Consider the following 20,525-nt stretch of genomic DNA (forward strand, 5'->3'; position numbering starts at 1 on the left):
GGGGATGGTCTTTGCTTAACCCATCACCCAGATGCGCGGGTGGCGGAATAGGCAGACGCGCTGGATTCAGGTTCCAGTGCCCGAAAGGGCGTGGGGGTTCAACTCCCCCCTCGCGCACAGAGAGCGGCCGGTCGACCTTCGGGTCGGTCGGCCGCTTCTTTTCGTTCCTCTTCCCTCCCCGGGGCCTCGGGCGGCCTCCGGTCGTCCTCCGGCCGGCGTTCAGCCGGTGCGGTGGAGGTCGCACTCCTGCTGGATGGCGGAGGGGGCGTCACTGCTGACGATCGCGATCCTCGGCACGGGGCCGGTGGTCGGGGCGTCCTCGGCGGTGCAGACGAGCTGCTGGACGGCGGGGGAGGACAGCGTGGCGGCGGACCAGGACAGGCGCAGGGTCACCGCGCCGGGCGTGACGGTGGCCTGGACCCGGCCGCCCGCCGGCAGGTCGCTGTACAGGCCGGAGCGCTTCTCGCCCTGGTCCGGCCCGCTGACCAGGGTGTTCAGGGTCTGCTGGAGGTCCTCGCGGCGGGTGCCGGGGCGGATGACCAGGCGGATGCCGTGCTGGTCCAGGAAGTACAGCCGGATGCCCGGCTCGATGCCGGTGGCCGGCTGCCCGCTGCGCACCGGGCCGGTGGTGGAGATCGAGCAGCCGCAGGCCAGCAGCAGGGCGGCGGCGACGGCGGCCAGGCGCCCGGGGATGTTCACCGGTCCTCCTCCGGGTCGAGGCCGCGGGGCAGGACGAGGGTGAACACCGCACCGCCGTCCGGGGAGTTGGCCGCCTCGATCAGGCCGCCGTGCAGCCGGGCGTTCTCCTGGGCGATGGCCAGGCCGAGGCCGCTGCCCTCGGAGCGGGCCCGGGCCCGGTCCGCCTTGTAGAACCGGTCGAAGAGGTGCGGCAGTTCGGCGGGCGGAATGCCCGGCCCGTGGTCCGTGACGGTGAGCACGAGGCCGTCCCGGGAGCCCCGCAGGGCGACCCGGACGGGCGGCCGGCCGTGCCGCAGGGCGTTGCCGGCCAGGTTGGCCACGATGACGTCGAAGCGGCGCGGGTCCAGCCGGACGGGCAGCGCGGCGGGCAGGTCCAGCTCGACCCGGTCGTTCCAGCCGCGCAGGTCGAGGGTCTCGCGGACGGCGGTGGCGGCGTCGACGGGCTCGGCGCGCAGCGGGGCGGCGCCGGCGTCCAGGCGGGAGATCTCGATCAGGTCGTTGACGAGGCGGCTGAGGCGGGTGGTCTCGTTGCTGATCATGCGCAGGGCGGTGGCGGTGTCGGCGGGGAGGTGCTCGGCGTCCTCGTCGAGGATGTCGGTGACGGCGAGCATCGCGGCCAGCGGGGTGCGCAGCTCGTGGGAGACGTCCGCGGCGAAGCGGCGGCCCTGGGACTCGACGGCGCGCAGTTCCTCGATGGTGCCCTGGAGGGTGCGCGCGGTGTGGTTGAAGGTCTTGGAGAGCTGGGCGAGTTCGTCGTGCCCGGTGACGGTGAGCCGGGTGTCCAGCCGGCCCCGGGCGAGGGCGTGGGCGGCGTCGCCCAGGGCCCGGACCGGCCGCAGCACCTGGCGGGCGGCCAGCAGGCCCAGCCCGGCGGCGAGGACGGCGACGAGCACGCCGGCCCCGGCGGCGCCGGCGAGCAGCGCGTCGGCGGCGCTCTGCTCGCGGTCGAGCGGCAGGGCGGCGTAGACGGTCAGCCCGGAGGGCGTGCCGGCCTGGCCGGCGGGGGCGGTGGCGGCGTAGGTCACGGGGACGCCGACGGCGAGCCAGGGGTGGCCGTCCGGTGAGGTGAAGCGCTGGAAGGCGGCCCGGCCGCGGCCGACGGTCGCCTCCAGGGTGGGCGGGACGGCCACCGGCTGGGTCCACTGGGAACGCTCGGTGCCGGCGCCGGTGCCGGTGCCGGTGCCGGTGCCGCTGCCGGTCCCGCTGCCGGCGCCGGTGTCGTACGAGGCCAGCACGTGCCAGTCGCGGAACCCGCCGGTGCCGGACAACTGGCCTGCCAGGCGGTCCAGTTCACTCCTGGTCGGCGGGAAGGGCAGCGCCGGGGCCAGGACGTCGATGCGGCGGCGCAGCTCGTCGAGGGCGGTGTCCTTGGTCAGGTCGAGCGTGGAGGTGGTCGCGGCCCGGTAGGTGAGCACGGCCGTGGCCAGCGCGCTCAGGGCGGCGACGGCGACGAACGCGACCACCAGCCGGGGGCGCAGCCCGCCGACGGCGCGGCGCAGCCGGACCAGGCGGGGCGGGTGCGGGTCCGGGTGGGGAGCGGGGCGCTCGGTCGGGGGAGCGGGGGCGATCGTCACAGCGGTCCGCAACGGTAGCCGAAACCGCGTTCGGAGTCGTCATCGATCACCAGTGCCCGGGCCATGGCAGCAGTATCCGGCACTGACCTGCGCAAACACGCACCGGGTGGCCGGCGTGACGGCGCCGGGAACGGCCCCGGCCAGGCCTCCTTGACCTCAAGTCGACTTGAGACTCTATCGTCGCTCTGCACCTGGGCGAAGGGGACGCCCGGGGCCAACTGCATCGACACGGAGGGGGATTCACCATGAAGGCTGTCGCGTTCCGCGCGTTCGGCGGGCCCGAGGTCCTGGAGCTGATGGAGCTGTCGACACCCCGGCCGGGCCCGGGCGAGGTGCGGGTCAAGGTGAAGGCGGCCGGGGCCCAGCCGACCGACTGCGCCGTCCGCCAGGGCTGGAACCCGCCCGGCTTCACCATCACCTTCCCGCACATCACCGGCGGCGACTTCGCCGGCGTGGTGGACGCGCTCGGCGAGGGCGTCACGGATTTCGCGGTCGGCGACGAGGTGCTCGGCTACCGCACCCAGCTCACCTACGCGGAGTACGTCGTCGCCCCCGCCGACCAGATCGTGCCCAAGCCCGGAGCGCTGCCGTGGGAGGTCGCCGGCTGCCTGTCCGCCTCCGGTCAGACCGCTCACACCGCGATCGAGCTCCTGGGCGTCGCCCCGGGCGAGACCGTGCTGATCAACGGCGCCGCCGGCGGCGTCGGCACCGTCGCCGTCCAGCTCGCGGTCGCCCGCGGTGCCAAGGTGATCGCGACCGCCCGTGAGGAGAACCACGCCTACCTGCGGGAGCTCGGCGCCGTCCCCGTCACCTACGGGGAGGGCCTGATCGACCGGGTCCGCGCCGCGGCCCCCGACGGCGTGGACGCCGCCCTGGACACCGCCAGCGCCGACGGCCTCCGGGTCGCCGCCGAGCTGGTCAAGGACAAGGACCGGGTCGGCACCATCTTCGCCTTCGACGTCCACCAGGAGCTGGGCGTCCGGTGGATCGGCAGCCGGCGCTCCCCGCAGCGGCTCGCCGAGCTGGCCGCCCTGGCCGCCGACGGCAAGCTCACCATCCACATCCGCAGGACCCTCCCGCTCGCCCGGGCCGCCGAGGCCCACCGCGAGCTGGAGACCGGCCACGGCCGCGGAAAGATCGTCCTGATCACCGGCTGAGCCACCCCCGTTGTCCGCACGTCCAGTCGACCGACACCTCACGGAGTACACATGACCAGCACCGCCACTTCCGCCGCCACCGCCGCCCCACTGAAGATCGGCGTCATCATCGGCAGCGTCCGCACCGGCCGCTTCGCGGACAAGGTCGCCCAGTGGTTCCTCTCCCAGATCGGTGGGCGGGACGACATGGAGGTCCACGTCATCGACCTGTCAGAGCCCGCGCTGGTCGAGGAGCTGAAGCTCACCCTGGACGCCCACGAGCCGCAGCCGGGTGCGCTGACCCTCGCCCAGCGGATCGCGGGCCTCGACGGGTTCGTCGTCATCACCCCCGAGTACAACCACGGCTACCCGGCCTCCCTCAAGCTCGCCATCGACTACGTCTACAGCGAGTGGCGGGCCAAGCCGGTCGGCTTCGTCTCCTACGGCGGCATGGTCGGCGGCCAGCGGGCCGTCGAGCAGCTGCGCCAGGTCTTCGCCGAGCTGCACGCCGTCACCCTGCGGGACACCGTCAGCTTCCACATGGCCTGGGAGAAGTTCGACGAGCAGGGCCGCCCCGACGACGCCGACGGCGTCGCCAAGGCCGCCACCGTCCTGCTCGACCAGCTGGCCTGGTGGGGCCTGACCCTGCGTGAGGGGCGCGCCGCCCGCCCCTACGACGGCTGAGCGGCCCCGCTGCCGGTTCGACCGTTGCCGGTTCGACCGCTGTCGGTCCTGCCGCTGCCGGGCCCGGGGCGGGCCGACTCGGCGGGGCGACCGGCCTTGGCGGGCTTCCACCAGCCGGGGTTGTCGCGGTACCAGGCGACGGTGTCGGCGAGGCCCTGCTCGAACGGGATCCGCGGGGAGTAGCCCAGCTCCTCGCGGATCTTCGTCCCGTCCAGGGCGTAGCGCAGGTCGTGGCCCTTGCGGTCGGCCACCCGCCGCACGCTCGACCGGTCGGCGCCGCACAGGTCGAGCAGCCGCTCCGTGACGGCCAGGTTGGTCCGCTCGTCGCCGCCGCCGACGTTGTAGACCTCGCCCGCCCGGCCCCGGTCGAGCACCAGGGCGATCGCCCGGCAGTGGTCGTCGACGTGCAGCCACTCGCGGACGTTGCGGCCGTCGCCGTACAGCGGGACGCTCCGGCCCTCCAGCAGGTTGGTGACGAACAGCGGGATCAGCTTCTCCGGGTGCTGGTACGGGCCGTAGTTGTTGGCGCAGCGGGTGATCGACACGTCCAGGCCGTGGGTGCGGTGGTACGAGCGGACGATCAGGTCGGAGGAGGCCTTGGAGGCGGCGTACGGGGAGTTGGGCAGCAGCGGCCACTCCTCGGTCCACGCGCCCTCCGCGATCGAACCGTAGACCTCGTCGGTGGAGACGTGGACGAAGCGCGGCACGGCCGCCGCGAGGCAGGCGTCCAGCAGGGTCTGGGTGCCCAGCACGTTGGTGCGGACGAACTCGGCCGCGGAGAGCACCGAGCGGTCCACGTGCGACTCCGCGGCCAGGTGCACCACCGCGTCGTGTCCGGGCAGCAGCCCGGCCAGCAGCCTGCCGTCGCACACGTCGCCGCGGACGAACTCCAGCCGGGGGTGCGCCGCGGGCAGGTTGGCGCGGTTCCCGGCGTAGGTGAGCTTGTCGAGGACGGTCACCCGGGACTCCTCGTGCCCCGGGTAGCCCCCTTCGAGGAGGGTGCGGACGAAGTGCGAGCCGATGAACCCGGCACCCCCGGTGACGAGCAGCTTCATGCGGCCGCCCGGTCTCCGGCGCGTGCGGTGGTGGACTGTGCCATGGGGACTCCTGTGACTCCTGAGGGCGGCCGGGGGGCCTGGCGGCGACCTGGGCCGAGGGTAACCGCTGCCCGCCCGGCACCCCTCCCTTGCAATGCGTTTGACGCCGGTGCTGCCCACTGACAGAGTGCTCCCGCCACAAGACCGAACGCGTTCGAACACGGGGGGAAACTGCATGTCAGCGACCATGGGTGGGCGTCTGGCCGCCACGCTCGGCGCCGCCGCCGTCGTCCTGATGACCATCGGTGTGCCCACGGCCACCGCCGACGGCGGGCAGTCGGCCGTGACCGACCCCAAGGCCGTCCCGAGCCCGGGCTCGCTCGCCACCGGCGGGTCCACCGACGCCTGCGACGACACCACGGCGCCGGGCTGGATCACCACCGGCGAGCCCACGCTCACCGCGCGCACCACCGCGCCGGGCGCGCGCTTCAAGGTGTGGAACGCAGCCGGCGACAAGGTCTTCGACCACACCGCGCAGACGGCCGCCGACGGCACCGTCCAGGTCCGGCCCACGGGCCTCGCCGAGGGTGCCGGCTACTCCTGGCAGGTCTGGCCCGACTACGGCCCGGGCGGCGGGAAGCCGACGGCGGCCTGCCACTTCGGGATCGACGCCACCGCTCCGCAGTTCACCGTCGAGTCCACCGACTTCCCGGCGTCCGGCAGCGGGGCGACCCCGCTGAAGTACGCCGGCCAGACCGGAACCTTCACCCTCAAGGGCACCGACCAGGGCTCGGGCGTGGCCTGCTACCAGTACGTCCTGAACGGCACGATGAGCGTCGGCTCGCCGTGCCAGGGCGCGGGCACCGTGGCCGCCGGCGCCGACGGCACCGCGACGCTCCGGCTGAGGCCGACCCAGTGGGGCACCAACGTCCTCACCGTGCAGGCCGTCGACAAGGCGGGCAACACCACCCCGCCGGTCAGCTACACCTTCTTCGCGCCCTCGAACCCCAACCCGCCGGTCGCCCCCGGCGACGTCAACGGCGACGGCGTCCCGGACATCCTGCTGCCCGACGCCGCCGGCAACCTCCAGATCATCAGCGCGGACGCCACCACCACCGCGCCGACCTCGACCGTCGCCGCCGTCCGGGCGCCGGGTGGCGCGGGGTGGAACGGCGTGCAGCTGCTGCACCGCGGCTGGGACCGGGCCCACGCGCCCGTGGACGACCTGATCGCCCACCAGCCCGGCGGCGCGAACCTCAGCCTCTACCGCAACTTCGACATGGGCGGCTTCGCCCGCGGCGTGATCTCGTTCGGACGGGACGTGAACCCGTTCGACCCGCCGGTGCTCCCGGAGGGCTTCAACGCCGACTGGTCGAAGGCCACCCAGCTGGTGCCGCTGGGCGCGCTCGGCGCGGACCAGCGGACCTCGATCCTCACGGTCGAGGACGGCAACCTCTGGCTGTTCACCGATCCGGCTCCCCTGTACGACTACAACACCTTCGTGCGGCTCTCCACCTCGGGTGCCTGGGCCGGGTACGACCTCGTCGCCCCGGGCAAGGCGGCCGACGGCTCGCTCGCGCTCTGGTCGCGCAACCGGGCCACCGGAGAGCTGCGCACGTACCCGATCGCCAAGCGCGCCGACGGCACGTACGACTTCGCCGCCCTGGCCGACCCGGCGGCGGGCACGGTGATCGGCACCTTCCCGGTCGCCGAGTACCCGACGCTCGGCAGCTCGGGCGACGGCGACGGCGACGGGAAGCCCGACCTGTACGCCGTCACCGCCGACCGGCACCTGCTGACCTTCAGCGGCGTCACCGACCCGAAGGACCTCGGCGTCCTGCGCTGACCCGGTGACCGAGGGCCCGTCCGTCCCCGGGCGGGCCCTCGGCGCGACGTCCGGGTGGCGGGCGCGGCCGGCGCGGTCGACGTCGGCGGCCGGGCCGAGGAGTCCGCCTGCGGACCGGACGGTCGGCGCGGTCGACTCCGGCAGCGCGCCGAGGGGTCCGCCTGCGGACCGGCGGCGACCAGCGCAGCGGGCCAGCCGGGAGGGCTACGGCCGCGGGTCGATCGGGGTCAGGGTGCCGAGGCGGTCCTCGAGGTGCTGGGCGGCGGCCAGGCAGAGGTCCTCGCGGAAGGGGCGCCCGACCAGTTGGACGCCGGTGGGCAGGCCGTCCTCGGCCGGGCCCGTGGGGACGGCCACGGCGGGGACGCCGACGAAGCTGGTGACCGAGCAGAGCCGCATGGCGGAGGCGACGCGGTCGCGGCCCGCCTGGTCCCGCGACTCCAGGCCGGGTGCGACGGGCGGTTCGGTGAAGACCGGGCCGAGGAGCAGCGGGTACCGGTCGAGGAACTCCGTCCAGGAGCGGCGGATGTTCATCCAGGTGCCCATCAGGGCGATCAGCCCGGCGGCGTCGGCGGGCGGGGCGCTGCGCATGGTCAGCTCGATGTAGCGGTCGCCGCCCTCGCCCAGCAGCTGCCGGACGGCGGGCCAGGTGGGCGCGAACTCGGTGACGGCGAGCCGGTGGTAGGCGTCCAGGGCCTCGTCCAGCCGGGGCACGTCGGGAACCTCGCGGACGTCGTACCCGGCCTCGCGCAGCGCTTCGGCGGCGGCCTCGACGGCGCGGCGGACGGTGGGGTGGACGCCGTGGCCGCCCGGGTCGGCGACGACGGCGACGGTGAGCGGGCCGTCGAGCGGGTCGCCGTACAACGGCGCGGGGACGGCGCGCGGATCCCGGGGGTCGGGGCCGGCCAGGGTCTCGTAGGCGAGCCGGAGGTCGGCCACGGTGCGCGCCAACGGTCCGTCGGTGACGAGGAGTTGGGAGGCGGGGCCGGGGTCGTCCGGGCCCAGCGCGCGCTGGTCGGCGGCGAACCGCCCGGTGGTGGGCTTGAGCGCGGCGACGCCGCAGAAGGCGGCCGGGATGCGGACCGAGCCGCCGGAGTCGTTGCCCAGCCCGAGCGCGGCCATGCCGGTGGCCACCGCCACGGCGTCGCCGCCGCTGGTGCCGCCGGGGGTGCGGGTCGGATCCCAGGGGTTGCGGGTGTCCCCGTACAGCTCGCTGCGGGTGTGCATGCCCGCGAGGACCAGGGTCGGCATGTTGCTGTGGCCGATCGGGACCGCCCCGGCGGCGCGCAGCCTGGCCACCGGGACGGCGTCGGCCGGGGCGGTCAGGCCGCGGAAGCGCGGGGTGCCGAAGGTGGTCGGGACGCCCTCGATGCGGGTGCACTCCTTGACGGTGAACGGCACGCCGGCGAGCGGGCCGAGGGACTCTCCCGCGGCGCGCCGGCGGTCGAGGTCGCGGGCGGCGGCGCGGGCGCGGTCAGCGAGCAGCTGGGTGACGGCGTTGGCGTGCGGGTTGACCTCGGCGATCCGGGCGAGGTGGCCGTCCACCACCTCCAGGGCGGACAGTTCGCCGGCGCGGACGGCGGCGGCGATGGCGGTGGCGGGGATGGCGGTGGCGGGGAGCTTCCACACGGGGGGCCTCCAGGGTTCTGATGCGGTTGCATCGGAACGATAGCCCGGGTTCCGATACGCTTGCATCGGATTAAGCGGGCGGCGGATCGGCCGAGGAAGAGGAGGGGGTGGCGCGGGTGCCCAGGCAGGTGGACCACGAGGAACGCCGTCGCCACATCGCCGAGGCGGTGTGCGCGCTGATCGACGCCCAGGGGCTGGAGGGCGTCACCCTGCGGGACGTCGCCGCCCGGGCCGAGGTCTCGATGGGGGCCGTCCAGCGCTGCTTCCGCAGCAAGGACGAGATGCTCCGCTTCGCGCTCGCCCACATCGGCCAGCAGGTCACCGAGCGGGCCCGCGCGCGGCTGCTCGCCGCTCCGGCGCAGTCGGCGGCGAGCACCGTCGGACACGTCGTCGGCGAGGTCGCGCTGCTGCGGGAGGAGCACCGGGCGCAGGCCCGGACCTGGCTCGCCTTCCTCGCCGCCGCGGCCGTCGACCCGGCCTTGGCGGCCGGCCTGCGGGACGGCTACGCGGACCTGGAAGGGCTGCTGACCCGGCTGGTCGCGGAGGCGTCCGCCGCGGGCGACGCGGCTCCGGACGGCGCGGCTTCGGGTGGCGCGGCTTCGGGCGGCGCGGCTCCGGTCGATGCCCGGGGCGAGGCCCGGACGCTGCTCGCCCTCGCCGACGGGCTCACCGCCCACGTACTGATCGGCCACCGGACGGCGCGGGAGGCGGAGGAACTGCTGCATGCGCACCTGGCCCGGCTCTGGGCGCGCGGTTGAGCCCACCGGCCGGGCCGCGAAAGGCCGTTGCGGTGCGCGGGCGCCCCGGCGAGGATCTGACCGTGTCCGAGACGGCGTTCGAACGGCCCGAGCTGCGGCCCTACCCGAAGATCCCCGCGCGGGGCGGGTCCGGCGCGCCCGGCGGGCGGGAGTGGAGCGCGACGGAGAAGGTGCACGGCGCGCACTTCGCCGTGGTGTGCGAGGGCGGCGCGGTGCGGCCGGCGAAGCGCCGCGAGCTGCTGGCGGACGGCGACCTCGACGCCTTCTTCGGCGTCAGCCGGATCTGGCCGCAACTCGCCGTCGCCGCCGGGCGCTTGGCAGCGGCGGTCCTCGCCGGGCGGGGGGACGGTGATCGGGCGGACGGTGATCGGGCGGACGGTGAACGGAGAGACGGTGAACGGGCGGACGGTGAACGGGGCGCCGCCACCGCCGCCACCGTCACCGTCTACGGCGAACTGGTCGGCGGCCGCTACCCCCACCCCGACGTATCCGCCGTCGCCGGTGCCGAGCCCGTGCAGACCGGCGTCTGGTACGCCCCCGGACTGCACTGGCTGCCCTTCGACGCCACGGTCGAGACGGCCGCCGGACGCCGCTGGGTCTCCGACCGCGAGCTGCGCTCCGCCGCCGCCCTCGCCGGGCTCGGCTGCGTGCCCCTGCTCGGCCGCGGTCCGCTGACCACCCTTCAGGACCTGCCGGTCTCCTTCCCCAGCCGCGTCCCCGCCCTGTTCGGCCTGCCCGAACTGCCCGGCAACCTCGCCGAGGGCTACGTCCTCAAGCCCGCCGGCGAGTGGTCCGAGACGGACGCGCCGCGCCCGGTGGTGAAGGTCAAGGAGAAGGCCTTCGCCGAGGACGGCCGCTACGACGGCGCCCGCCCGTACCTGCCCCCGCCCGAGGGCGCCGCCGGAGTCCCCGCCTGGCTCCTGGTCCAGGCGGCCGCCCTGCTCACCCCCGCCCGCGCCGCCGCGGCCGTCAGCAAGCTCGGTCCGCGCACGCCCGCCGACGCGGTCGCGGCGGAGATCGCCGACGATGTCGCCGAGGAACTCGCCGGCGCCCTGGGCGGCCTGGAGGAGCCCGTCCGCACCGCGCTGCGCCGCGCCCTGGAGCCGGGGGCAGGCGTGCTCGCCGCCTTCGACGCCGCGGACCGGCGCGGCTGCTGAAGGGGCCCGGAGAGGTCCCGCTCGACGCGGGCCGACCCGTCACCGCACGGCGCCGAGCCGGATCGGGCCGGGTGTCGGTCGTCCGCGCGGGTCGTCAACCGGTGGGACGCAAGGCCCGTTGGGACGCAGGGCGTCGGCGCCCTGGTGGTCGGCGACCCCACCGCGGGGAGCCGGGGCCGTCGGCCCGGAGCCTTCCCGGCGCGCGTTCCGCTCCCGTGCGCCGGATGCCGGTGCGCGGGGGGTTCTCGGCGGCAGGCTCTTATTGTACTGTCCGTCTAATAAGCGGGTGAGCGGGAACCCGCAGCGGCAGGCACCTGGAGGCAGCCATGGCTCTCACCTGGCAGACCGAGCACGGCCACACCGCGGCCGACGACGACGTCTCGAAGCGGCTGCTGGAGTCGGCCGCCACCCTCTCCTACGACCCCTCGACCGAGATCGACTGGGACGCGCCCCTCCCGGAGGAGCACTACGGCCTCAACCCGGAGTGGAGCACGCTCTACGGCACCCGGCTGTGGGACGAGATGACCGAGCAGCAGCGGGTCACGCTCACCCGGCACGAGGTCTGCTCGATCATGAACACCGGCATCTGGTTCGAGATGATCCTCCAGCAGATGGTGCTGCGCGACCAGTACCTCAAGAGCCCCGCCAACGCCGAGTTCCAGTTCGCGCTGACCGAGATCGCCGACGAGTGCCGCCACTCGATCATGTTCGCCCGCGCCTGCCAGAAGATGGGCGTCCCCGCCTACCGGCCGAACAAGGTGATCGCCCAGGCCGGCCGCGCGTTCAAGGCGCTCGCCAAGGGCGAACTCGCCTACGGCGGCATCCTGGTGGCCGAGGAGGTGCTCGACGTCATGCAGCGCGACTGGATGCGCGGCGAGAACGTCCTGGAGATCGTCCGCGGCACCTCCCGGATCCACGTGGTCGAGGAGTCGCGGCACATGAAGTTCGCCCGGCAGGAGATCCGCGAGCGGATGCGCCACGCGAGCCCGGCCCGCCGCCGCACCTCGGCCACCGGCATCGCCGTCGGCGCGTACGTCATCGTCACCAGCATGGTCCACCCCGGCGTGTACAAGGCGGCCGGGCTGGACGTCGCCCGGGCGCTCGCCGAGGTCAAGGGCAACGAGCACCGCAAGGCGATGATGCGCACCAGCTCACGGCACCTGATGGCCTTCCTCGCCGAGACCGGGCTGCTCACCAGCCGCTCGGCGGCCGTCTATCGCCGCGTCCACATGCTCTGAGGCGCCCCGCCCCAGGGTGCACCGCCTCCGAGGCGCCCCGCCCCGGGGTGCACCGCCTCCGAGGTGCACGCCGTCCCCAGGCGCGCGGGCCCCCCGGGTCTGCATCCCCTGACGTCGAATCGGACCGTTCGGACACAGCGAGGACCCCACTCCGGCCATGGCCTACGCGATCACCCAGACCTGCTGCAACGACGCCTCGTGCGTGTCCGTCTGCCCGGTCAACTGCATCCATCCGACTCCGGACGAACCGGAGTTCGGCACCACCGACATGCTCTACATCGACCCCCGGGCGTGCATCGACTGCGGTGCCTGCGCGGACGCCTGCCCGGTGGACGCGGTGTTCCCGGTCGACCGGTTGCGCGGGCCGGACACCGTCTTCGGCGACCTCAACCGCGACTGGTTCCGCGACCACCCCAACGACCACGCCTGGGGAGCGCCCAGCTTCCCGCGCAGTCTGCCCGCCGAGCTCGGCACCCTGCGGATCGCCGTGGTCGGCACCGGGCCCGCCGCCGGGTACACCGCGCAGGAGCTGCTGCGCTGCACCAGCGCCGAACTGACCATGATCGACCGGCTGCCCGTCACCGGCGGCCTGCTGCGGCACGGCGTCGCCCCAGACCACCAGTCCACCAAGCGGATCGCGGAGAGCTTCGCGAGCGTGTTCCACGACCCGCGGCTGCGGATGCACCTCAACCTGGAGGTCGGCACCGACATCAGCCACGCCGAACTCGCCGCCCACCACCACGCGGTGGTGTACGCGGTCGGCGCCGCCGCCGACCGGCGGCTCGGCATCCCCGGCGAGGACCTGCCGGGCAGCCTGCCCGCGACCGCCTTCGTCGGCTGGTACAACGCCGACCCGACGGTGCCCGGGGACGCCGTGGAGCTGTCCGCCGAGCGCGTGGTCGTCGTCGGCAACGGCAACGTCGCGGTGGACATCGCCCGGATCCTGCTCACCGATCCGGACCGGCTCGCCGCCACCGACATCGCCGACCACGCCCTGGCCGCGCTGCGCCGCAGCCGGGTCCGGGAGGTCGTGCTGCTGGCACGGCGCGGACCCGACCAGGCGGCCTGGACCGGGCCGGAGTTCCTGGCGCTGCGCCGGCTGCCGGGCGTGGAGCTGGTGATCGAGGACCACCCGCAGGTGCGGGCGGCGATCGAGACGGCCGCGCCGGACTCGCGGGCCGCGCTGCTGGCCGGGTTGCCGCTGGTGCCGTACGACGGCGGCGCGGAGCCGGGGCCGGGGCGGCGGATCGTGCTGCGGTTCCTGTCCGCGCCGGTCGCCCTGCTCGGGGAGGGGCGGGTCGAGTCGGTGGCCGTCGAGCGGACCAGGATGACGGCGCAGGGCCGGGCCGAGACCACCGGGGAGCGCGACACCCTGCGGACCGCGCTGGTGGTGCGCTCGATCGGGCACCGGGGCGTGCCCGTGCCCGGCCTTCCCTTCGAGGAGCGGACCGGGACGGTCGTCCAGCGCGGCGGGCGGGTCGTCGACCCGGCCACCGGGCGGCCGCTGCCCGGTGCGTACGTGGTGGGCTGGGCCAAGCGCGGGCCGTCCGGGGGGATCGGCGCCAACCGGGCCTGCGCGCGGGAGACGGTGGACGCGCTGCTGGACGACGCGGTGGCCCGGGCGCTGCCCGTACCGGCGGCGGGGCGCCAGGACTTCGAGCGGCTGGTGCGGCGGCGCCGGCCGGACGCGGTCGGCCTGCGGGAGCTGCGGGCGGTGGAGCGGGCGGAGCGCGCGCGGGGCGAGGCGCAGGGGCGGCCGCGGGTGAAGCTGGCCACGGTGGCGGAGCTGCTGGCGGCGGGGCGGCGGCGGTGAGCAGCGGGCGGTACGGCGGTGGCGGTTTCCCCTGCCGGTGAGCCGGGCGGCCCGCGCGGGGTTCACCCGCGGGCCGCCCGGTTGACGTCACCGTGACCCGGTGCGGAAGGGGCGCGTTGGGCGGATGTGAGTAGTTCTGGGGTGGCGCCGGCCGACTGGCCTCGGCTGGCCGGAGAAACGATCCTGCAAGGGGCGGGGCACCCGCCGGAACCCGGCCCGGAGGAGCCCATCTACGCCGAGCTGGCCCGGCTGTGGCAGTCGGAGGGGCGCGCCGTGCCCGGACTGCCGGACCCGGCCTGGGAGCGCCCGGCAGGGCCGGCGGGCTCGGCTCCGTTCCCGGGGCCCTCGGCACCCCTGGAGCCCTCGGCGTTCCCGGCACCCTCGGCACCCTCGGCACCCTCGGCGCCGGCGGAGACCCGGGTGGCCCCGGCACCCCCGGCGCCGGCGGTGGCTCCGGCGCCCGACGGGCCCCCGGGACGGGCCGGCGTCACCGCACCGGCTTGACGGCCGTGTGGACGTACCAGGCGACGAACTCGCGCACCCCGTACATCTCCACCGTGGAGCGGAGGTTGAGCCACCTCGCCGGATCGCCGAGGCGGCGCAGCAGCTCCCAGGGCAGGCGGAAGTACGCGTGCACGGCCTCGGTGGTGGGCGTGTAGTACGCCGTCGCGTCGAGTGCCTCCTCCACCTCGAAGCCGGCTCCGGTGAGCAGCGCGGGCAGATTGCGGGCGTGGTAGACCTTGGCGCCCGTCATCACCATCGCGTCCAGGTACGGTTCGAGCACGGCCCGGGCGTGCGGCGGCAGTTCGTCCAGCGGTGCGGTGCTCATCGGGCCGAGCAGCACCAGTCGGCCGCCGGGGCGCAGCACCCGGTGCAGTTCGGCCAGCGCGCGGGGCGGGTCGTAGGAGTGGACCAGCGTCTCCATCGAGTAGGCGCCGTCGAACGCTCCGTCGGGGAAAGGCAGTTCGTGGTAGTCGCCGAAGCAGAAGGTGGTCCGGTCGGCGAGTGCGGTGCGGGCGCTGAGCCGGCGGGCCTCGGCCAGGTGGAAGTCCAGGACGTCGACGCCGCTGACCCGCAGGCCGAACCGGGCGGCCATCGCCCGGGCCACCACGCCCGCCCCGCAGCCGGCGTCCAGCACCCGCGAACCGGGCGGCAGCGCCAGCTTGTGCCCCAGCACGTCCTCCAGCTGCCGCTGCGCCCGCCACAACCGCCACTTCGACTGCCCCGGCTCCGTCCACCCCCAGTGCCGGGCGTTGCGGGCCACCCGGGTGTAGAACCACCGGCTCCCGGCCCGCCCGTACACCCGGCGCAGCCCGGCGAGATCCAGCCCCTGAGCGCCCATGCGGACACGCTACCGACGGCCCCGCGCCGCTCCCGGCGGCGCCACGGGGGAGTCCACCGCCGGGAGGGTAGGTACGGTCGTCGGACCATCCGACCAGGAGAACCCCGGCCCGGTTCCGTCAGCCCCGTCGGGCTCTTCCGGCGCGGTGGGTCCGGACGGGTTGAGCACCTCGGCGTGGGTCGGCGCTGCGACACCATCCCGGCAGGGTGCCGCAAGACGGCCGTCGGGGGCGCGGTGTCGGGGAAGCGTGGCCCACGGGGTGCCCGACGGGGACACGGTGCAGGGCGCCCGTGCCAGGGGCGCCGGCGCGGCGGCGCGGCGGCGCGGCGCGTGCGCCGAGGCCCTCGATCCGCAGAAGTGCGGCGCGGGCCGCCGCGAACGGCACGGCGGCGGTCCCGGTGCCGCACCGGTCGCCCTCCAGCGCGCCACCGCCCGTGCCGGACCCCGGCCGAGCAGCGGATATGCTCCGGCGGTCACGTCCCTCGTCCGTTCCTCCGAACGGCCGACGGCCTCGGTTCGGAACGGAGTCCCAGGATTTTCATGGTGGTCGGTCGTCAACGCGAGCTGGCGGTCATCGCCGAAGCGCTCTCCCCCCGATCGGTGTCGCCCGCAGCTCTCCTGCTCGGGGAGCCGGGGGTGGGCAAGACCCTGCTGCTGGACACAGCGGCCGACCAGGCGGAGCGCGAAGGCTCCCGCGTCCTGCGGGTGCGCGGCAGCGTCGCCGAGAGCGAGCTCGCGTACGCCGGCCTCCACCAGCTTCTGCTGCCGGTCCTCGACGGCGCGGCCGACGGCCTGCCCGCCCGTCAGAGGGCGGCCCTGCTCGGCGCCTTCGGACTCGGCGACGACCCGGCCCCGCCGGACCCGATGATGGTGAGCCTGGGCGTGCTGACCCTGGTCTCGCAGATCGCCTCCGCGCGCCGGGTGCTGCTCGCCGTCGACGACGCCCAGTGGCTCGACCACGGCACCTGCCAGGTCCTGGGCTTCCTCGCCCGGCGGCTCACCGGCGAGTCGATCGGGCTGGTCGTCGCGGTGCGCGGCACCCGTCGGCCCGACTGGCTCGACCCGACGGTGTCGCAGGTGGTGGTGGCTCCGCTGTCCTCGGCCGAAGCGGAGGAACTGCTCGGTGCCCAGCCCGATCCGCCCGTCGGCCTGACCCGGCGCCAGGTCCTGGCCGCCGCGGCCGGCAACCCGCTCGCCCTCATCGAGCTCGCCCGGCAGGCCGCACGGGACGGCCGGCTCCCGCCCGTGGGGCCCGTGCCGCTCACCGACCTGCTGGAGGAGACCTTCGCCGCCCAGGCGGGGGGACTGCCGCAGGCCACCCGTGAGGCACTGCTGATCGCGGCCGCGGCGGACGGCGCGGCCCTGTCGGTCGTCCTGGCGGCACTGCCCACGGGCTCGGACCCGGAGGTGTGGCTGCCGGCCGAGCAGGCGGGCCTGGTGCACGTGCGGGCCGACCGGGTCGAGTTCCGCCACCCCCTGGTCCGTTCCGCCGTCTACGGCGCCGCCCCCTTCGCCGAGCGGCGGCGCGCGCACCTCGCCCTGGCGGCCGCGCTCGGCGGCGACCCCGACCGGCAGGCCTGGCAGTTGTCGGCGGCGACGGTGGCCCCCGACACCGCGGTCGCCGCCGCCCTGGAAGCCACCGCCATGCGCACCTTCGGGCGCGGCGCCGTCGCCGAAGCCCTCGCCGGGCTGGAACGGGCCGCCCAGCTCCACCCGGACGCGGGCGAACGGGCCAGGCTCCTGTCGACCGCGGCCTACGCCGCCGTCCTGGTCGGGGACCTGGACCGGGCCGAGACCCTGGGCGCGGAGGCCCTCCACCTCGATCCCGACCCGGCGGCCACGAGCTGGATCAGCGCCCTGAACGGCCTGATCGCCATGCTGGTGCTGCGCCTGGAACGGGCGTTCGCCCTCGTCGTCGGCGAGGAACCGCTGCCCGTGCCGCAGCTGGCCGAGGACGTGTCCACGATCGCGACCGGGATCGCGTACCACTCCGGCCTGACCACGCAGCGGGAACGGATCCGGCCGATGCTGGCGGCCCGCGCGGCGCAGGACGAGGGTGCCGTCGCCCGGCCCTTCCACCTGTGGGACATCGGCGTCACCGACCCCTTCCTCCACGGGAACGCCGTGCGGGCCCAGCTGCCCTCCCTCACCGCCAAGCCCGGCCTCCTCCCGACCGAGACCCACACCCTCGGCGTCCTCGGCATGCTCCTGGACGAGACCGAGACGGCGGTGAGCCTGCTCGGGGAGGTGGTCAACCCGCAATGGGAGGACGCGGCCGACTTCCACGCGGGGATGACGGCCGTGGACCTGGCCTGGGCGAACATCGACTGCGGCCGCTGGGCCGACGCCCGCCTCGGCGTCGAGCGGCTCGCCGCACGCTTCCTGGCCGGACACCGCAACCTCGGCTCGGTACGGGCGCTCACCGCACTCGCCACCGTGTGCGCCCTGACCGGCGAGCCGGAGACGGCGCTGCGCCACGCCTCGGCGGCGCTGGCCGTCACCGAGCCGGCCCGGGCCCTCGCCACCGTTGTCCGAGCCGGCCGCGCGGCCGCCCTCGCCGCCACCGCCCTCGGCGACCACCACGCCGCCCACCTGCACACGAGCTCCCTCTTCAGCGGCTCGGGAGCACCGGTGCACTACCACCTGTCGTGCTACGCGGTCGCCGACCACGCGGCCGCCGCCGTCCTCACCGGCCACGCCGAACAGGCGCGGGCCGCCCTGAAGGAGGTGACCGCCGTCGTCGGCGCGGGAGCGTCGGCGCGGCTGCGGCAGGTCCTGCTCCGGGCCACCGCGCTGCTGGCCGAACCGGACGCGGCCGGTGCGCACTTCCGCGAAGCACTGGAGGACCCGGCCGGACAGCGCTGGCCGTTCGAACGGGGCCAGGTCTGGCTGGAGTACGGCGAGTGGCTGCGGCGGCAGCGGCAGATCGCGGAGGCCCGCGCAGCCCTGACGAAGGCCCGCGAGGTCTTCGGCGGTCTGGGCGCCGTCCACTGGACGCAGCGTGCCGAGGCCGAACTGCGGGCGGCCGGCGTCAGCGTCGACGCCGGCCGGAACAGCGCGCTGCGCTCACTGACCCCGCAGCGTCAGCGCATCGTACGACTCGCAGCCGAGGGCCTGACGAACCGGCAGATCGGCCAGCGCCTGTTCCTGTCGCCCAGGACCGTCGGCACCCACCTCTACCAGGCCTTCCCGGTCCTCGGCGTGACGTCGCGCGGGCAGCTGCGCGACGTGGTGGAGCGGGAGGACGGCGCCGGTCCGGGCCGGTGACGACGCAAGTCATGTGACGGATGGCCCGCGCGCGGACGCGCCCGAGAGTGGAGGAGGAACCGCCCGCAGAGCACCCGGAGCCCTCCATGTCCGTCACCCTGCCCGAACACACCTCCGCCACGGCGTCACCCGGCGACCGTGCCGGCCACTGGCGCGCACTGGTGTCCGGCACGTTCGTCCCGGTCGACCTGATCGCGCACCAGGACGCCTCCCCGGTCGGGACGATCACCAGCCGCCAGCTCGGCCGGCTCAGGATCGCCGAGGTCGAGGCCGGCCCGCAGACCGTGTCCCGCAGCCGTCGCCGCATCTCCCAGGGCGGTGCGGAGTTCCTGACGGTCACCCTCCAGCACCACGGCACCGCCCGGCTCACGCAGGACGGCCGGCAGGCACTGGTGGGCCCGGGCGGTTTCACCCTCGCGGACGCGGGGCGCCCCTTCCTGCGGGAACACCGCGAACACTTCCGCTTCACCGCGTTCCGGCTGCCCAAGGCGGCGCTCGGTGTGACGGACGACGAGCTGCGCACCGTCACGGGCACGGCCTTCGACGGCGGTTCGGGGACCGCCGGGCTCGTCGCCGGCTACCTGAAGCAGCTCGCGGCCCAGCCGGCGGACCTCGACCCGGGCACCGCACACCGGCTCGCCCTGACCGCCGCCGACCTCCTGGCGGCACTGGTCCACGAGCGCCGGGCGCTGCCGGCCCGGGAGCCGGTGGAGGGCACGCCGCGCATGCTCGCCCGGATCGAGGACTACGTCCTGCGCCACCTGGGCGACCCCGACCTCTCGCCCGCCCGGATCGCCCACGCGCACCACATCTCGGTGCGCTACCTGCACAAGCTGTTCAACACCCAGGGGACGACGGTCAACCGCTGGATACAGCGCCAGCGACTGGAACGCTGCCGGCGCGAGCTGTCCCGCCCGGCCAGGACCGCTCCGACCATCTCGGCAGTGGCCCACCGCTGGGGCTTCGTGAGCCCCTCCCACTTCAGCCGCTCCTTCCGCACCACGTACGGCATGTCCCCCCGCGAATGGCAGGCCATGACCTCACGACGGGCCGTCACCGCGGCGCGGGAGCCCGCAGTGGGGGCACCGTTCCCTGCGGCATGACGGGGCAGGACGGGGCGGGGCGGCGGCGGCGCGGTGAGGTCTGCCCGCACCGGCTCGCTCCGCCCTGGCCGGACTCCCCGCCGCCAGGGGCCGCGAGCGCCGGACCCGGCGCTCGGACCCCGTGCGGACCAGGTCACGGTGGCCGCCGGGCACAACGGGGCCGTCGCCACGTGAGCGCGGAGGCGGCGCGAGTGCGGTGCGCACCAGGGCGCCTGGGCCGCCCGGTCGGCGGGTTCAGGCGCCGGGCGTCGTCCGGCGTGCCGGCGCGATGCACACCGGCCGGCCGTCCTCGCCCGCTAGTGCTGTGACCGAATTGGTTCGCCGGGTTCGGGTCAAGTCTGGTCTGAGTCTTTTGAGGCTGCCATCTTGTGATCATGAGAGAGCACGTTCTGGAGGCCGGCGACGTTGGGCATCCGACGCTTGTCTTGGTGCACGGTGCCGGTCACGGCGCGCGGATGTGGCGACGCCAACTGGAAGCGTTGTCGGACAGCTTTCACGTCGTTGCTCTTGATCTGCCGGGGTTCGGCGGCGTGCCGGGCCCGTTCAGCTTGGCAGCCGCAGTCGACTCCGTCGCTGAGGTCGCCCAACAGCTACGGCCGGCTCACCTGTGCGGCCACTCCCTCGGGGCGATCGTGGCGGCACGGGTTGCGGCTGAGAACCCGGAGATCGTTGCCCGACTGGTCCTGGTCGGTGGCCCAGAGATCGCACCGGGGGAGACGTCGTCACGGCGGCTTCGACGCGAACGCCATCGCCCCGGCTGGCTGGTCCGCGCGATCTCCGACCTTCCCGATCGCGCTGGGTGGTTCGACGTGCTGGAAGCTCTGGAAGCAAGCGACCTCTCCCGGGTGCTCCCGCAGATCGCCGCACCCACGCTTGTGCTGTGCGGGCAGCGGGATCGCGCCAGCCTGCCGGACGCCCGACGGGCCGCGGCGGCCATCCCGGGAGCCCACCTGTCCGTGGTTCCGCACGGCGGGCATTTGTTGCCCATGACGATGCCGCATGCGTTCAATGCCATTGCCCGAGGCTTCCTTTCCTGCGAACCCCAGCAGATGCACTGAGGTCGTGACGGTCCGGGACCGCCTCAAGCCGCAGCTTTGAGGGTGCGTCCGCTGTTCAGCTGCGGCGACCAGGGCCTGCTGCCGGAACGCCGCTGGTGCCCCTCGCCGAGGGCGGCCGGCACGGCGTCGCCCGTCCGGTGCAGCTCGCCGACGCTGCCGGCGGCGGTCGCCGGGCAGCGTCCGCCAG

Annotated in this window: 15 protein-coding genes and 1 tRNA gene; 11 read left to right on the plus strand and 5 right to left on the minus strand. The window is 75.1% G+C overall.

From position 1 onward, the window contains the following. Positions 1 to 33 precede the first annotated feature (33 nt). Positions 34 to 117, plus strand: a tRNA-Leu gene (locus ABT247_RS13140). Positions 118 to 219: 102 nt separating this feature from the next. On the opposite strand, the gene ABT247_RS13145 is transcribed toward ABT247_RS13140, so the two are convergent. Further along, positions 220 to 699 carry a GerMN domain-containing protein gene (locus ABT247_RS13145; RefSeq protein WP_350742038.1) on the minus strand — a complete coding sequence of 160 codons (480 nt, stop codon included), beginning with the start codon at positions 697 to 699 and terminating at the stop codon, positions 220 to 222. Continuing rightward, entirely contained in the window at positions 696 to 2,273 is a 1,578-nt protein-coding gene (locus ABT247_RS13150; protein WP_350742040.1) for a sensor histidine kinase, read from the minus strand. Before ABT247_RS13150 ends, ABT247_RS13145 begins: the two co-directional genes overlap by 4 nt. 245 nt (positions 2,274 to 2,518) lie before the next feature. Here ABT247_RS13150 and ABT247_RS13155 point away from each other — a divergent pair, with 245 nt between their 5' ends. Both ABT247_RS13155 and ABT247_RS13160 read left to right on the plus strand, forming a co-directional pair. Then, a complete protein-coding gene (locus ABT247_RS13155) occupies positions 2,519 to 3,430 on the plus strand; it encodes an NADP-dependent oxidoreductase (RefSeq protein WP_350742042.1) in 912 nt (303 codons plus the stop codon). 51 nt (positions 3,431 to 3,481) lie between these two features. After that, positions 3,482 to 4,093, plus strand: coding sequence for an NADPH-dependent FMN reductase (locus ABT247_RS13160; protein WP_350742044.1), 612 nt, complete (start codon positions 3,482 to 3,484; stop codon positions 4,091 to 4,093). Here ABT247_RS13160 and rfbB read toward each other — a convergent pair. Further along, on the minus strand, positions 4,081 to 5,148 hold the full coding sequence (rfbB, locus tag ABT247_RS13165; RefSeq protein ID WP_350742046.1) for a dTDP-glucose 4,6-dehydratase: 1,068 nt from the start codon (positions 5,146 to 5,148) through the stop codon (positions 4,081 to 4,083). The genes ABT247_RS13160 and rfbB overlap by 13 nt on opposite strands. 217 nt (positions 5,149 to 5,365) lie before the next feature. Between rfbB and ABT247_RS13170 the strand changes: the two genes are divergently transcribed. Beyond that, entirely contained in the window at positions 5,366 to 6,976 is a 1,611-nt protein-coding gene (locus ABT247_RS13170) for a hypothetical protein (protein WP_350742047.1), read from the plus strand. Positions 6,977 to 7,180: 204 nt separating this feature from the next. On the opposite strand, the gene ABT247_RS13175 is transcribed toward ABT247_RS13170, so the two are convergent. Further along, positions 7,181 to 8,602, minus strand: a complete 1,422-nt coding sequence (locus ABT247_RS13175) for an amidase (RefSeq protein ID WP_350742049.1) — start codon at positions 8,600 to 8,602, stop codon at positions 7,181 to 7,183. A gap of 116 nt (positions 8,603 to 8,718) precedes the next feature. Here ABT247_RS13175 and ABT247_RS13180 point away from each other — a divergent pair, with 116 nt between their 5' ends. The 4 genes from ABT247_RS13180 to ABT247_RS13195 all read left to right on the plus strand — a co-directional run bounded on the left by ABT247_RS13180 (position 8,719) and on the right by ABT247_RS13195 (position 13,568). Beyond that, a complete protein-coding gene (locus ABT247_RS13180) occupies positions 8,719 to 9,360 on the plus strand; it encodes a TetR/AcrR family transcriptional regulator (protein WP_350742051.1) in 642 nt (213 codons plus the stop codon). 62 nt (positions 9,361 to 9,422) lie between these two features. Further along, positions 9,423 to 10,517, plus strand: coding sequence for an RNA ligase family protein (locus ABT247_RS13185; protein WP_350742053.1), 1,095 nt, complete (start codon positions 9,423 to 9,425; stop codon positions 10,515 to 10,517). A gap of 326 nt (positions 10,518 to 10,843) precedes the next feature. Further along, the gene (locus ABT247_RS13190) at positions 10,844 to 11,755 is read left to right on the plus strand and encodes an AurF N-oxygenase family protein (RefSeq protein WP_350742055.1); all 912 of its coding nucleotides are present in this window, start codon (positions 10,844 to 10,846) and stop codon (positions 11,753 to 11,755) included. A gap of 157 nt (positions 11,756 to 11,912) precedes the next feature. Then, on the plus strand, positions 11,913 to 13,568 hold the full coding sequence (locus ABT247_RS13195; protein ID WP_350742057.1) for a 4Fe-4S binding protein: 1,656 nt from the start codon (positions 11,913 to 11,915) through the stop codon (positions 13,566 to 13,568). Between the two features lie 487 nt (positions 13,569 to 14,055). Here ABT247_RS13195 and ABT247_RS13200 read toward each other — a convergent pair whose 3' ends face one another. After that, complete coding sequence (locus tag ABT247_RS13200) at positions 14,056 to 14,910, minus strand: methyltransferase domain-containing protein (RefSeq protein WP_350742059.1); 855 nt, start codon at positions 14,908 to 14,910, stop codon at positions 14,056 to 14,058. A gap of 540 nt (positions 14,911 to 15,450) precedes the next feature. Here ABT247_RS13200 and ABT247_RS13205 point away from each other — a divergent pair. The 3 genes from ABT247_RS13205 (at position 15,451) to ABT247_RS13215 (ending at position 20,338) form a co-directional block, all read left to right on the plus strand. Further along, a complete protein-coding gene (locus ABT247_RS13205) occupies positions 15,451 to 18,177 on the plus strand; it encodes a helix-turn-helix transcriptional regulator (RefSeq protein WP_350742061.1) in 2,727 nt (908 codons plus the stop codon). An 86-nt stretch (positions 18,178 to 18,263) separates the two neighbouring features. Continuing rightward, a complete protein-coding gene (locus ABT247_RS13210) occupies positions 18,264 to 19,280 on the plus strand; it encodes an AraC-like ligand-binding domain-containing protein (RefSeq protein ID WP_350742063.1) in 1,017 nt (338 codons plus the stop codon). A 374-nt stretch (positions 19,281 to 19,654) separates the two neighbouring features. Beyond that, entirely contained in the window at positions 19,655 to 20,338 is a 684-nt protein-coding gene (locus tag ABT247_RS13215; RefSeq protein ID WP_350742065.1) for an alpha/beta fold hydrolase, read from the plus strand. Positions 20,339 to 20,525: the final 187 nt, after the last annotated feature.

Source organism: Kitasatospora sp. NPDC001539, assembly GCF_040298565.1.
Taxonomy (GTDB): domain Bacteria; phylum Actinomycetota; class Actinomycetes; order Streptomycetales; family Streptomycetaceae; genus Kitasatospora.

What these genes read in the sequence shown, in the direction of transcription:
- ABT247_RS13155 (WP_350742042.1), top strand. Translation starts at nt 2,519, where the DNA reads ATGAAGGCTGTCGCGTTCCGCGCGTTCGGCGGGCCCGAGGTCCTGGAG.
- ABT247_RS13160 (WP_350742044.1), top strand. Translation starts at nt 3,482, where the DNA reads ATGACCAGCACCGCCACTTCCGCCGCCACCGCCGCCCCACTGAAGATC.
- rfbB (WP_350742046.1), bottom strand. Translation starts at nt 5,148, where the DNA reads ATGAAGCTGCTCGTCACCGGGGGTGCCGGGTTCATCGGCTCGCACTTC.
- ABT247_RS13170 (WP_350742047.1), top strand. Translation starts at nt 5,366, where the DNA reads ATGTCAGCGACCATGGGTGGGCGTCTGGCCGCCACGCTCGGCGCCGCC.
- ABT247_RS13190 (WP_350742055.1), top strand. Translation starts at nt 10,844, where the DNA reads ATGGCTCTCACCTGGCAGACCGAGCACGGCCACACCGCGGCCGACGAC.
- ABT247_RS13195 (WP_350742057.1), top strand. Translation starts at nt 11,913, where the DNA reads ATGGCCTACGCGATCACCCAGACCTGCTGCAACGACGCCTCGTGCGTG.
- ABT247_RS13200 (WP_350742059.1), bottom strand. Translation starts at nt 14,910, where the DNA reads ATGGGCGCTCAGGGGCTGGATCTCGCCGGGCTGCGCCGGGTGTACGGG.
- ABT247_RS13205 (WP_350742061.1), top strand. Translation starts at nt 15,451, where the DNA reads ATGGTGGTCGGTCGTCAACGCGAGCTGGCGGTCATCGCCGAAGCGCTC.
- ABT247_RS13210 (WP_350742063.1), top strand. Translation starts at nt 18,264, where the DNA reads ATGTCCGTCACCCTGCCCGAACACACCTCCGCCACGGCGTCACCCGGC.
- ABT247_RS13215 (WP_350742065.1), top strand. Translation starts at nt 19,655, where the DNA reads ATGAGAGAGCACGTTCTGGAGGCCGGCGACGTTGGGCATCCGACGCTT.